This window comes from Oliverpabstia sp. (genome assembly GCF_022785585.1).
GTDB classification, from domain to species: domain Bacteria; phylum Bacillota; class Clostridia; order Lachnospirales; family Lachnospiraceae; genus Oliverpabstia; species Oliverpabstia intestinalis.
Genome location: NZ_JALFPR010000016.1, coordinates 1 through 13,220 on the forward strand (window position 1 = coordinate 1; position 13,220 = coordinate 13,220).

General features: G+C 46.2%; 11 protein-coding genes, 1 pseudogene and 1 riboswitch. Of the genes and pseudogenes, 2 read left to right on the top strand and 10 right to left on the bottom strand.

Features of this window, described 5'->3' with window-relative positions; translation table 11 throughout:
* Positions 1–112, bottom strand: a 112-nt coding sequence (locus MSA64_RS11865; protein WP_334302736.1) for a DUF6783 domain-containing protein, incomplete at its 3' end; no start/stop codon positions are given.
* Between MSA64_RS11865 and MSA64_RS11870 the strand changes: the two are divergent.
* Positions 71–181: pseudogene (locus tag MSA64_RS11870) on the top strand (DUF6783 domain-containing protein); the annotation flags it as partial. The gene MSA64_RS11865 and the pseudogene MSA64_RS11870 overlap by 42 nt on opposite strands.
* Before the next feature lie 66 nt (positions 182–247).
* On the opposite strand, the gene queA reads toward MSA64_RS11870, so the two are convergent.
* From queA to MSA64_RS00645, 7 genes are all read right to left on the bottom strand, one after another.
* Positions 248–1,273, bottom strand: a complete 1,026-nt coding sequence (queA, locus tag MSA64_RS00615) for a tRNA preQ1(34) S-adenosylmethionine ribosyltransferase-isomerase QueA (RefSeq protein ID WP_277663585.1) — start codon at positions 1,271–1,273, stop codon at positions 248–250.
* Positions 1,274–1,349: 76 nt separating this feature from the next.
* A complete protein-coding gene (iadA, locus tag MSA64_RS00620) occupies positions 1,350–2,501 on the bottom strand; it encodes a beta-aspartyl-peptidase (protein ID WP_277663586.1) in 1,152 nt (383 codons plus the stop codon).
* Positions 2,502–2,655: 154 nt separating this feature from the next.
* Positions 2,656–4,176, bottom strand: coding sequence for a putative basic amino acid antiporter YfcC (yfcC, locus tag MSA64_RS00625; protein ID WP_106492639.1), 1,521 nt, complete (start codon positions 4,174–4,176; stop codon positions 2,656–2,658).
* A gap of 145 nt (positions 4,177–4,321) precedes the next feature.
* Positions 4,322–5,557, bottom strand: a complete 1,236-nt coding sequence (locus MSA64_RS00630) for a hypothetical protein (protein WP_287890124.1) — start codon at positions 5,555–5,557, stop codon at positions 4,322–4,324.
* Positions 5,554–6,678: a DUF58 domain-containing protein gene (locus MSA64_RS00635; protein ID WP_287890126.1), complete on the bottom strand. Its 1,125-nt coding sequence runs from the start codon at positions 6,676–6,678 to the stop codon at positions 5,554–5,556. The genes MSA64_RS00630 and MSA64_RS00635 overlap by 4 nt, the downstream gene beginning before the upstream one ends.
* 3 nt (positions 6,679–6,681) lie before the next feature.
* Complete coding sequence (locus MSA64_RS00640) at positions 6,682–7,629, bottom strand: AAA family ATPase (RefSeq protein ID WP_154432541.1); 948 nt, start codon at positions 7,627–7,629, stop codon at positions 6,682–6,684.
* Positions 7,630–7,770: 141 nt separating this feature from the next.
* A complete protein-coding gene (locus MSA64_RS00645; protein WP_154432540.1) occupies positions 7,771–9,057 on the bottom strand; it encodes a homoserine dehydrogenase in 1,287 nt (428 codons plus the stop codon).
* Positions 9,058–9,252: 195 nt separating this feature from the next.
* Positions 9,253–9,363, top strand: a riboswitch (TPP riboswitch).
* A gap of 377 nt (positions 9,364–9,740) precedes the next feature.
* Here MSA64_RS00645 and thiC point away from each other — a divergent pair.
* Positions 9,741–11,051 carry a phosphomethylpyrimidine synthase ThiC gene (gene thiC, locus MSA64_RS00650; RefSeq protein WP_118567505.1) on the top strand — a complete coding sequence of 437 codons (1,311 nt, stop codon included), beginning with the start codon at positions 9,741–9,743 and terminating at the stop codon, positions 11,049–11,051.
* A gap of 164 nt (positions 11,052–11,215) precedes the next feature.
* On the opposite strand, the gene tpiA is transcribed toward thiC, so the two are convergent.
* On the bottom strand, positions 11,216–11,965 hold the full coding sequence (gene tpiA, locus MSA64_RS00655) for a triose-phosphate isomerase (RefSeq protein WP_106492644.1): 750 nt from the start codon (positions 11,963–11,965) through the stop codon (positions 11,216–11,218).
* Between the two features lie 43 nt (positions 11,966–12,008).
* On the bottom strand, positions 12,009–13,202 hold the full coding sequence (locus tag MSA64_RS00660) for a phosphoglycerate kinase (protein WP_154432539.1): 1,194 nt from the start codon (positions 13,200–13,202) through the stop codon (positions 12,009–12,011).
* Positions 13,203–13,220 lie beyond the last annotated feature (18 nt).

The following is a 13,220-nucleotide window of genomic DNA, read 5'->3' on the forward strand; positions in this document are numbered from 1 at the left end:
TAGAGCGTGTTTGAAAAAGGCTTTTCGTGAGCTGCGAGTCCCAGTTTGTGGGAGATTTTATCCGAATGAGGGCGGCGTAGCGGGCTACGGCAACCGAATGAGGGTAAAATATACCGCAAAGTGGGGCTTGCAGATTGCGGAAATGATTTTTCAGACACTCTCTAGATCGTGTCTGAAATAACTGTATCATTCACTTGGCCGCGGAATCAAAATCACTGCTTCCCATCATCAACAGGAAAAGAAAACGTCAGCTGATAAACATGGCATCCCCAAAACTAAAAAACCTGTACCGTTCCTGTACTGCCACTTCATATGCATGCATGATTTTTTCTTTCCCTGCCAGCGCAGATACCAGCATCAGTAACGTGGACTCCGGCAGATGGAAATTTGTGATCAGGGCATCGATACATTTGAACCTGTATCCAGGATAGATGAATATCTCGGTCCAGCCGCTTGTTGCTTTTACGATTCCATCCTCTCCTGTTGCGGATTCCAGTGTACGACAGCTGGTAGTTCCCACCGCGATCACTCTGCCACCATTTTTCTTTGTGGCATTGATCAATTTTGCCTGATCTTCCTCTACAATATAGAATTCAGAATGCATATGATGTTTCTCTACATCATCCACTTTAACAGGACGGAAAGTTCCAAGACCTACATGAAGGGTGACATGCGCGATGTTCACACCCATCTCTTTTACCTGCTCCAGAAGTTCCGGTGTAAAATGTAATCCGGCAGTGGGTGCGGCCGCAGATCCTTCGTGTTTTGCATATACGGTCTGATAACGGTTCTTATCCTGTAACTTATGTGTGATATACGGCGGCAGCGGCATCTCCCCCAGCTGATCCAGAATCTCCTCAAAGATTCCTTCATAATGGAACTGGATCAGACGGTTTCCCTCATCTACCACATCGATGATCTCCCCGGTCAGTAATCCTTCTCCGAAATCGATCACGGCTCCCGGGCGGGCTTTCTTTCCCGGTTTTACCAGGCATTCCCAGATATCATTCTCTCTGCGTTTCAGCAGAAGAATCTCGATCACAGCTCCGGTCTCTTTTTTATGTCCGTACAGTCTGGCCGGGATTACTTTCGTATCATTTACCACCAGACAATCGCCCGGTTTCAGATAATTCAGAATATGTTTAAAATCTGTATGCTCTAGTTCCCCTGTCTCTTTGTCCAGGTGCATCAGTCTGGAGGAAGAACGGTCTTCCAACGGATCCTGCGCAATCAGTTCCTGGGGAAGATCATAATAAAAATCTGCTGTTCTCATTTTCTCTAAACTCCTTTATTTTTTGCTTTTCACACTATAGCACTTTATGAAACTTCCCGCAAGTGGGGAGTTCCTGTCAGCAGATGCTTTCTCTGCATTTTCCTCTTATTATCACTTCCACGAGATCCAGTTCCTGATTCAGGATACAAAGATCCGCATCGCACCCTTCCTCAATCTTTCCCTTATCTTTCAACTGCAGAATCCGCGCCGGATTGGCCGTGATGGTGGAGATGGCAATCTCCAGAGGAATATCTGCTTTGCATACACACTCTTTGACCTCTTTCAGGAGACAACTGGACTGTCCGACGCCCATTCCAAGGAATTCTCCTCCGGCCGTATACATCGGCAGGCTTCCCTGACCATCGGAAGAAATAGTGATATGTTTCGGATCCACCCCTGCTTCCATCATCCGCCGGATCCCGTTGCATACTCTGACTTCATCACAGATAGTTTCCCAGTAATCGATATCTTCGTTGCCGGTAAAATCAACATTTCCACCATTCTTTGCATACTCAGTGGCCTTACAGAACAGTTTCTCGTTCCGGTTGATATGAGTCGGAAGAATCTGAGAGGCCGGTATCTCGGTCTCTGCCACCACGCGCTCGATCAGATCCATGCATCTCGGACTGTCCCCGAGATGCACATTGACAACACCTGCTTTTCCTGAAAGAACACCGCCCAGTCTCGTATCCGCCACCACACGAACGAATTCTTCAAACGTCGGCTGGGAAGAACGATGATCGGAAATGGCGATTTCTCCGGTTCCGATGATTTCCTGAATCATCATGATATCTTTTGTGATGCTGTCCGTCAGTGTGTGCACCGGAATCTGATAGCTTCCGGTATAACAGTAAGCTGACATTCCCTGTTCACATAACCCTTTTGTTTTTGCCACCAGTGCGCACATATCTCTTCCGATACCGTCCGTTCCAAGACATCCGACCACTGTGGTGACACCGAACTTTGTAAGCCCTTCCACCGTCGCTTCCGGTGTGCGGTTGGCAAAACCGCCCTCTCCGCCACCGCCAAGAATATGCACATGGCAGTCAATAAAACCCGGTGTCAGAATCTTTCCACTGCCGTCAATAATATCTTCTGCTGTGAGATACGGTATCTCCGGCATGCATCCTGCCTCTTCTATCTTTGCAATTTTATCTCCGATGATCAGCACATCCTTGTTTCCAAGATGTTCCGGTGCATATACATTGATATTTTTAATTAATTTCATACGTCTGTAATCCTTCCTGCAACATAAATATTAAACGCTTCCTTTCAACAAAAAGAACAAAAAGCGTGTAGTGGAAAATAATTTTCCATCTACACGCTTTATTTTACAATAGATTCCCTTTTCCTTCAATCTGTTTCCGTGAACAATACCATCATCAGAATCCGATTCCAACCGCAATCAAAATCGTGATCACAGCACCGATCATCAACACACCCAGGTATTTCCACATGAACTTGATCCAGCTGGACCACTCGATTCTGGCAATAGCCAGAGAACCGATCAGACATCCGGAAGTCGGAACGATCAGATTGGTAAATGCATCTCCCAGCTGGAAAGCAAGTACCGAAGTCTGACGGGTAACTCCCAACAGATCTGCCAGCGGAGCCATGATTGGCATCGTGACTGCTGCCTGACCGGATCCGGATACCACAAAGAAATTAAATACGGACTGAAACAGATACATCAGCACAGCTGCTGCCGCACCGGAAAGTCCTGCCAGTGCTTTGGAGATTCCATACATGATCGTATTGATCACGGTTGGAGTTGTCGGATCGGAACCGCCGAGTACCTGCATGATTCCCTGCGCCATGGCTACAACCAGAGCCGCTCCGATCAAATCTTTTGCACCATTTTTAAAAGAAGTTGCAATATCATTCATCTTCATATCGTTCAGATGGAACATCACACCGATCACACCTGCAACGATACCCATGATAAAGAACTGTGTCGCAATCTCAGGCATATAATACCCTTTTTTCATAACACCCCAGACTACCCATACAACGGTAACAGCCAGTGTAAGCAGAACCAGAATGTGTCCGATCCCGAAAGAATGACCATCATCGATACCTGTTTTCTCGTTCTGCTCACGGAAATACTGATCTGTCTTATAAGCAACCGAGATCGTCGGTGTTTTTTTCACTTTCGCTGCATAGAACATGGTCATTCCACAGCCGAGTGCAGTAAATACAACCCACATCGCCATACGGAATCCCGCACCGGAAAACACATCAATACCGGCAATTCCCTGTGCGATACCCACAGAAAACGGGTTCATCCAGGAAGCACCAAAACCAATCTGTGTTGCCACATAAGTAACCAGAACTGCAATGACCGTATCATATCCAACCGCAACAAACAGTGGACACAAAATCATGGTAAACGGAAGTGCTTCCTCTCCCATTCCAAAAACAGCCCCGCCTAGAGAAAACAGTACAAAAAGAACCGGAATCAGCAATTTTTCTGCCCCTTTTGCCTTGCGGATCAGTCCGACCAGTCCCGCTTCGATGGCTCCTGTCCGGATCATGATACCAAACGCACCACCTACTACCAGCAAAAATGCAATGATCTGAATCGCAGAATCGCTGACAATTCCATTAAACATGTAATTAAAGAAACCACTTTCGCCGTCACCACTGAATAAGGTAACCCCTTCTGTGACTGCTTTTCCCGCATCGTCTGTCAGATACTGGAAACTTCCATCTTTAATTACCGTACGGGTCTTCTCCACCCCGTTCATCATGTACGTAACATCCTGTGTTTCGTAGTAGCCCTTCGGAACAAAGAACGTAACGATCGCAGCAAGGACAACCACAAAGAAAATAATAATGTAAGTGTCCGGAACGCTAAACCCTTTGTTAAATGATTTCAGGCCTTCTCCTTTTTTCTTGCTCATACTTGAGTATCCCTCCATTTTATCTTTACATCCCATAATGGATATGCACACACGATTGTACCACAGAAGTACAAAGAAAGTAAGCCATAAAAAGAAAAAGCTGAAAGTTTACAGTACTTTCAGCTTTTTCTGCTCCACAAGAGTTTTATCGTATCCGAAGCATCTTCTCCATCTCTTCTTTTGTGCAGGATGTTTCTGCATATCGCGCTTTCTCATAAATCTGTGCAAATACTTTCGCATCGGCATCCTCTAGCTCCATGTGACCTGCAGTCTGGGTTGGTGTCCAGGCACTGTCCGGGGATCCTTTCAGTTTTTCGAGAACTTTTTTCCGATAGTGCTTTCGGATCCTTCCATCTGCAGATCGATTCCAGAAAAGATGTTCTTTCTTTTTCCGGTTCAGATTTTTCTTTTTTTCAGCTGCCGGTGGTGGCAGTAATCGTTCGATCTTGTCTCCGTTTTCCTCGGTCTTTTCATTAAAACGCAGATACAATCGATACAGCGCCCGCACTCCAACAAAAACGCACACAAGCACCAGACTGATACCGATCATCCAGCCGATCAGATCCAGCAATTTGTACAACAGTTCCAAAAACCACGGAATCTCTCTGCTGGCAGTCGCCTGCATCATCTGATTCGTCTGCTCTGCTGCCATCGTTCCCTCTTGCGCCGGTGAATTCGGAATCAGATGTAGCAGCCAGCGTATCACAGTTTTTAACGCCTGACCACCCTTCCGTATCAGCTGATCAATACCCAGATAAGGAGCTGCGATCATGGCCACCGCCGTAACTGCGGAAACCAGCCATATCATCCCCTGGTTGATCTTAGCCAGCCGCCGTACCGGAAGTCTTTCCAGAGATGCATGTGTTTTTAAAAAAGAATCCACCTCTTTCAGGTTGATATGGAAATTACAGAGCAGATAATATAATGCCGCAAGAACCGGAGCAATCCGAATCGCCGTATCCGACACAAAATGCTGACCAAGAAAATACAGAACCAGAGCAATTCCAAGCCATGGATACGACGGAATCTTCAACCAACAGGTTTTCTTTGATGCCCTCCCATAAAAATAGGAAAATGCCGCAATAACTCCCAGAATTCCTGTCCAGATTCCGCAAACACCACTTCCTGCAAGCATCACAGACCCTCCGATCAGAAGCAACGTAACGATTCCGAACTGCCAGAAATGAGTTGCTTTCTTCTCTGCCAGAAACAGGCCTGCATTTAGCGGAAACAGCAGACATCCCACCAGTACAAACGGTTCGCTTCCATGCCCGGATATTACCACTGCACACGCATAGATGGCAAATAAGATCAAAAATCCATGACACAGCTCCAGAAGCATCAGTGCCGCCTGTCGTTTGGTTATCTTCAACTGCTTCATTTTGCCACCTCCCATCGAAGTGCTGTCATATTTCGGCTGTCCGGAAGTTTCCATTCCATATCCTCATATAAGGTAGCGATCCATACACCGGTTCCTCCTTCGTTCAGAAGCCTGCAGAATCCGTCATAACAGCTCTCTCTCTGATTTTTGGAAATCATCACATAGGTCCGGTTTCCCCTGTTCGCCTCTTCCCGTAGACGATCCAGGATCACTTCCATGTGTTCTGCTTTCTGATCCAGATCCAGCCGTGTCAGTCCTTCATACAACGCACGCACCTGCTGTGGTCCGGTACCCGGTTCCAGGCTGAAACATGTTTTTGTCTTCAGATCTCGTCCATTGGTACGGATCCCCGCAGGAATTCCATTCTGCAACAGACGGGAAACCAGGGCTGCTGCCAGCCGGATCCCCTCTTCGTGGATCGCATCAAATTTCCAGATGGTCTCGTCTTCTACATCCAGCAAAACCACCACTTCCTGTGCAGATGTGGAATCATAGAGATTGACCATCCACTGATCCGTCCGTGCAGATACTTTCCAGTTAATCTTATGCATCGGATCTGTCGGCTGATATTCCCGGATTCCCCGAAATTCAAAAGGATCTTCATACAGATTCTTCCGGGACAGCACACTTCCCATTATTTTCTGAAAGGGGATCTCCAGCCTGGTCTCATCCACCATCCGCGGATATACATAGAAATGATCCGGCGATTCCAGTGTTTTATAGAATTTTCCATTCATCAGCGGACTTCTTGTCACCAGTTCCACCTGAGACAGTTCATAATATCCACGCCTGGAACAGTAGAATGAAATCGTCCTGGTAATTTTCTGATAACTGCCTACCGAAAAGATATCTCTTTTATAACATTGATCCGAGACACTTGTATTTTCTCCGTCGGCAAACCGAAGATTCCGGTGCATCTGAAATCCCACCTGCAGCACAGGAAGAAACAGCCATTTTCTGTTATAGATGGTTTCCGTCAGTATGGCATCCCGCCCTTCCAGAGAAGGTTCTTTCTGAAATTCCACACGTGCATCCAGATGTTTTTCCCACAGATGCCCGTAGATTTTCACCAGCACAGCATTCATCACAAATGCACCGATCAGTACTACTATAATGATCATCTGCTATCTCTCCCATTCTTCTGTCGGCACGCTCACCTGTCCCAGAATCTCCTCAATCTTTGTCTGACCGGTAACTGCCCCGCCAAATCCTCTTGACAATACCAGACGATGTGCCATGACAGGACCGGCTACTGTTTTGATATCCTCCGGCACCACATAGTCTCTTCCCCGGATCCATGCATACGCCTGAGATGCCCGAAGAAGCGCCATCGTTCCACGTGGACTCACACCGGACAGAATCTCTTTGTCTTTTCTTGTCGCCTGTACCAGATCTGCCATATACTCCAGCAGAAGTTCATGTACATGAACCTTCTTTACCTGCTCCCGCGCTGCCAGAATCTGTTCTTTTTTACATACTGCCTGTAATGTTTCATACGGCTGATCCAGTATAAAACGCTTTAAAATTCCCACTTCTTCTTTCTTATCCGGCAGTCCCATCGACAGTTTCATAAAGAAACGATCCAGCTGTGCTTCCGGAAGGGGGAAAGTTCCTGTCGTTTCCAACGGGTTCTGGGTTGCAATAACAAAGAAAGGTTCTGCCAGTTTTCTTGTCACCCCGTCTACCGTCACCTGGCGTTCCTCCATACATTCCAGAAGACTTGCCTGAGTTCTCGGAGTCGCGCGGTTGATCTCATCTGCCAGAATAATATTGGCAAATACAGGACCCGGGCGAAACTGAAATTCACCTGCCTGCTGATTATAATAGTTCAGTCCAGTGATATCCGATGGCAGAAGATCCGGTGTAAACTGAATACGTCCGAAATCAACATCCAGTGATCTGGATAATGACTTCGCCAGCATCGTCTTTCCGGTTCCCGGTACATCTTCCAGAAGTACGTGTCCTCCCGCTGCCAGTGTGGTCAGTACCAGATCAATAGTCTCCTCTTTCCCGACCAGAACCTTTCCGATATTTTCTCTTAACGCCTGCACCCAGGCTCTTGACTGTTCCATGCAAAAAATCCTCCCATATAAAGTCTTCAGTCAGTATTTATCGGCATTTTGCCTGATATTTCTTCCTGTTTTTGTAACATTTTCGTCACTATTGAACGAATAGTTACATTATAACTTTATATGAGAGGACTTGCAAGTTATTTATGCCACACGGATCATACCGGAAATTTCTTTCACGGTAGACATTCCTTTTGCCACTGCCAGTGCATCTTTCAGATTCTTTTCTTTCACTTCATCTGTGATCACAACGATCTCTGCATACTGGTCTTTCTTTCTTCTCTGGATAACCTGTGCCAGACTCACACCACTGTTGCCGAACACGCTGGCGATATTTGCCAGGACACCCGGACGGTCTTCCACGAACATACGGATGAAGAATTTGCTGCTGATCTCGTTCATATGTTTGATCGGAAGGTTCTTATAACAGGTACATCCGATTCTTCCACAGCAGTCATGCAGAATATTTCTTACAATATCAAAGACATCACCGACTACCGCACTCGCTGTAGGCAGTTCTCCTGCGCCACGGCCGTAGAACATCGCGTCCTGCACCGCATCTCCCTGTACAAATACGGCATTGTAGGCGTCATTAACCGATGCCAGCGGATGATTCACATCGATCAGCATCGGATGGACTCTCGCCTCGATTCCTTCCGGTGTGTTTCTAGCCACGCCAAGAAGTTTGATCACGCATCCCATCTCGTTGGCATATTCGATATCCGTTGCCGTGATTTTGGTGATTCCTTCGGTATATACATCATCAAAAGTCACTCTGGAATTGAAAGCTGCACTGGCAAGAATCGCCACTTTTCTTCCTGCATCCAGACCTTCCACGTCCGCTGTCGGATCACTTTCCGCATAGCCGAGATCCTGCGCCAGTTTCAGAGCATCGGCAAACTCCATACCGTTCTGGCTCATCTTGGTCAGGATAAAGTTAGTCGTACCGTTCACGATACCCATAACTTCGGAAATATGATTGCCTGCCAGACACTGTTTGATCGGGCGGATGATCGGGATTCCGCCGGCCACTGCTGCTTCATGGAGAAAATCTTTTTTGTTCTTTGCAGCGGTATCTAACAGAATGTGACCGTCCGCTGCGATCAGATCCTTATTTGCCGTCACGACATTCTTTCCTGCCTCCAGCGCTTCCAGAATATAAGTTCTCGCCGGTTCGATGCCTCCGATCAGCTCGATTACAATCTCAATCTCCGGATCGTCTACAATCTCTTTCCAGTTATTCGTAAGCAGTGACGGATCGTCTGTCTTCTGAGCCGCTTTCTCTATATTCCGAACCAGTATCTTCTTCAGTTCCACTCTGGCTCCCAGCTTTGAAACCATCTCTTCCTGCTGCATTTTTAACACTTTATATACACCACCACCTACGGTGCCAAAACCAAGCAAAGCTGCTTTAATGACTCTTTCTGCCATATCCTTTTTCTCCTTTTCCGCCACAGAGGGCAACATCACTTTTCGCCCATTTTACCACACTAAAGTGAACTTGTGAAGTGCGAAGTGTCTGCCACACTGAAATTTCTCCGAATTTTCCTGCCAGACACTACTGTTTCTGAATTTTCTCTTGCATTTTCACCTGTTCTGATACATAATAACACCAAGACAACCTTTATATTGCTGACGGGGAGCTGGTGAAAGCCGGCTGAGAGGAGACGTGATTCCGTTTCGACCCGAAAACCTGATTTGGATAATGCCAACGTAGGAAAAATATACCGGACAAAAGAAGTATACATACACACTGTTTCCTTTTTTCGTCATACAGATCACAGGATCCTTACTCAGGTAAGGGTCCTTTTTACTGCATAGTAAAAAGTCCTCCACAAGAAGCCGCCGAACTGTTCCTTCTCGCAATATATCCGTCTGTCAAAAGCGATACATCGGGGACACCACCTTGTACCGCTGTAAAAAAGACAAAATCTTATGATTTTGTTCAACATCAGAAACCCGGAACCTGCTTTCTGATTCAGGCGTCAGCAACTGCTCCTATATATTGTCCGGACGTATGGATTTTTGTCCTGCATGGATACGTCTGTGTTTTGCTGACGTCAAAAACAGATACTTTTTTATTATGTATGTGAAAAGAATGGAGGCAAAACAACATGAGAAATTACACCACTCAGATGGATGCGGCACGCAAGGGAATCATTACACCCGAAATCAGCCTTGTAGCCAAAAAGGAGCATATGGATGTCAGTAAACTGATGACACTTGTTGCCGAAGGTAAAGTAGCGATCTGCGCCAATAAAAATCACACCTGTTTAAGTGCGGAAGGTGTGGGAAGTATGCTCCGCACAAAAATCAATGTCAATCTCGGTGTTTCCCGTGACTGTAAAGACTATGATATCGAAATGAAGAAAGTAATGAGCGCTGTGGAACTCGGTGCTGAAGCCATCATGGATCTTTCCAGCCATGGAAATACCCAGCCTTTCCGCCGTAAACTGACAAGTGAATGTCCGGTTATGATCGGTACGGTTCCTGTCTATGACAGCGTCATTCATTATCAGCGTGATCTTGCAACTCTGACCGCAAAAGACTTTATAGATGTGATCCGGATGCATGCGGAGGACGGTGTGGACTTTGTCACTCTCCACTGCGGAATCACACGAAAAACCATCGAGCAGATCAAAAAGCACAAACGAAAAATGAATATCGTCAGCCGTGGAGGAAGTCTGGTTTTTGCCTGGATGAGCATGACCGGTGAGGAAAATCCATTCTATGAGTATTATGATGAAATTCTTGATATCTGCGAGGAATATGATGTGACCATTTCTTTAGGTGATGCCTGCCGGCCGGGATGTCTGGCAGATGCAACCGATGTATGCCAGATTGAAGAACTGGTTCGTCTCGGAGAACTGACAAAACGTGCATGGGATCACAATGTACAGGTTATGGTGGAAGGTCCCGGACATGTTCCTCTGGATCAGGTAGCTGCCAATATGAAAGTCCAGCAGAGCATCTGTATGGGAGCTCCTTTCTATGTACTCGGACCACTTGTCACCGATATTGCTCCCGGATATGACCATATCACCGCAGCCATCGGTGGCGCCGTTGCTGCCATGAACGGTGCTGCATTCCTTTGTTATGTAACACCAGCCGAACATCTGGCTCTTCCAAATGTAGAAGATACCAAGCAAGGAATCATTGCCTCCAAAATCGCAGCTCATGCAGCTGATATTGCCAAAGGAATCCCCGGCGCCCGTGATATAGATGATAAAATGGCAGATGCACGTCGTGTGCTCGACTGGGATGCCCAGTATGCCTGTGCTTTAGATCCGGAAACTGCCAAATCCATCCGCGCCAGCAGAATGCCGGAAGATGACCACAGCGATACCTGCAGCATGTGCGGCAAATTCTGTGCTGTCAGAAGCATGAACAAAGCCCTCGCTGGAGAGTATATTGATATTTTGTAAAATTATCACTTTTTAAATGATCTTGTATTTTTCATTTAAAAGTAATTATGATGAAATTATAAAACGCCACGAAGCGCATCGAATCTGCTGAATACCACCAGATCTTCTTGCGTTTCGTGGCGTTTTGACACGTTTCTTTATTTACTTTTTACAAATGTAAGGATTTATTTGTAGTTTACGATCTGTCCGAATTCTTCTTTGAGGGAAGCGCCTCCAACCAGTCCGCCATCGATGTCTGCCTGAGCAAACAGGTCTGCTGCTGTTTTGGAGTTTACGGATCCACCGTACTGGATACGGATCTCTGCTGCTGTAGCATCATCGTATACTTCAGCGATGCACTCACGAATCTTACCGCATACTTCCTGAGCCTGCTCAGTAGTAGCTGTTTTTCCGGTTCCGATTGCCCAGATTGGTTCGTAAGCGATAACGGCTTTCTTTGCCTGATCTGCTGTCAGACCCTGGAAGCCAATCTTAACCTGCTGACGGATGAAGTCCATGGTTACACCCTGCTCTCTCTGTTCCAGAGACTCACCACAGCACATGATAGGTGTCAGTCCATGTTCGAATGCTTTGTGCATTTTTTTGTTGATATCTTCATCTGTTTCTCCGAAGTATCCTCTTCTCTCGGAATGTCCCAGAACAACGTATTTTACGCCTGCATCTACCAGCATGTTCGGGGAGATTTCTCCGGTGTAAGCACCTTTTTCTTCGAAGTACATATTCTCAGCACCAACCTGGATGTTAGTTCCTTTTGCAGCTTCTACTACAGGAACGATGTCGATAGCAGGTACACAGAATACTACGTCTACTTCGTCATTCTTTACCAGTGGTTTCAGAGTTTCAACCAGTTTTACAGCCTCACTTGGAGTCATGTTCATTTTCCAGTTACCGGCAATAATTTTTTTTCTAGCCATGTTACGTTTCCTCTTTTCTTGTATCCTTTCCAGAATCTGATTCTTATTTATCGTTTGCTGCTGCAACACCTGGCAGTTCTTTTCCTTCCAGGAATTCCAGGGAAGCTCCACCACCGGTAGAGATGTGAGTCATCTTGTCACCAAATCCCAGGATATTAACAGCTGCTGCGGAATCACCACCACCGATGATGGTTGTAGCGTCTGTCTCAGCCAGAGCTTTTGCTACTGCTGCGGTACCGTGTGCGAAGTTCGGCATTTCGAAGCATCCCATCGGTCCGTTCCATACTACAGTCTTAGCATCTTTTACAGCGTCTGCAAACAGTTTTTCTGTTTCCGGTCCGATATCCAGACCTTCCCAGCCATCCGGAATCTGTCCACATGGAACAACTTTCATGTTGCAGTCGTTAGAGAATTCATCACCGATTCTGTTATCTACAGGCAAAAGCAGTTTTACACCTTTTTCTGCTGCTTTTTTCTTCATATCCAGAGCATACTGCAGATAGTCATCTTCACACAGGGATACACCGATGTTACCACCTTCTGCTTTTGCGAAAGTATAAGCCATACCACCGCCGATGATCAGAGTATCTACTTTATCCAGCAGGTTGTTGATTACGGAAATCTTGCTGGAAACTTTTGCTCCACCCAGGATAGCAACGAATGGTCTTTCCGGGTTGTTTACTGCATTACCAAGGAAATCGATCTCTTTCTGCATCAGATATCCAACAACAGCAGTATCTACATATTTTGTAACACCTACGTTAGAGCAGTGAGCTCTGTGAGCGGTTCCGAATGCATCGTTTACGAAAACATCACACAGGGAAGCCAGTTCTTTGGAGAATTCGTCTCCATTTTTGGTTTCTTCTGCACGATAACGGGTGTTCTCCAGAAGGATTACTTCGCCGTCTTTCATAGCTTCTACAGCTGCTTTTGCGTTTGGTCCGACAACTTCCGGATCAGCTGCAAATTTTACTTCCTGTCCCAGCAGTTCGCTCAGTCTTACTGCAACCGGTGCCAGAGATAATTCTGGTTTCGGCTCTCCCTTCGGTTTGCCAAGATGAGAACACAGAATTACTTTTCCACCATCAGCAATCAGTTTTTTGATAGTAGGAAGTGCTGCTACCAGACGGTTCTCGTCTGTGATCTTTCCATCCTGCAGAGGTACGTTGAAGTCGCAACGAACCAGAACTCTTTTGCCTTTTACGTTGATATTATCAACAGATTTTTTATTAAGCATTGGCATATGCCTCCTTTT

Coding starts and splice junctions, on each gene's coding strand:
- queA (WP_277663585.1), bottom strand. CDS start 1,273: ATGAGAACAGCAGATTTTTATTATGATCTTCCCCAGGAACTGATTGCG.
- iadA (WP_277663586.1), bottom strand. CDS start 2,501: ATGAAATTAATTAAAAATATCAATGTATATGCACCGGAACATCTTGGA.
- yfcC (WP_106492639.1), bottom strand. CDS start 4,176: ATGAGCAAGAAAAAAGGAGAAGGCCTGAAATCATTTAACAAAGGGTTT.
- MSA64_RS00630 (WP_287890124.1), bottom strand. CDS start 5,557: ATGAAGCAGTTGAAGATAACCAAACGACAGGCGGCACTGATGCTTCTG.
- MSA64_RS00635 (WP_287890126.1), bottom strand. CDS start 6,678: ATGATCATTATAGTAGTACTGATCGGTGCATTTGTGATGAATGCTGTG.
- MSA64_RS00640 (WP_154432541.1), bottom strand. CDS start 7,629: ATGGAACAGTCAAGAGCCTGGGTGCAGGCGTTAAGAGAAAATATCGGA.
- MSA64_RS00645 (WP_154432540.1), bottom strand. CDS start 9,057: ATGGCAGAAAGAGTCATTAAAGCAGCTTTGCTTGGTTTTGGCACCGTA.
- thiC (WP_118567505.1), top strand. CDS start 9,741: ATGAGAAATTACACCACTCAGATGGATGCGGCACGCAAGGGAATCATT.
- tpiA (WP_106492644.1), bottom strand. CDS start 11,965: ATGGCTAGAAAAAAAATTATTGCCGGTAACTGGAAAATGAACATGACT.
- MSA64_RS00660 (WP_154432539.1), bottom strand. CDS start 13,202: ATGCTTAATAAAAAATCTGTTGATAATATCAACGTAAAAGGCAAAAGA.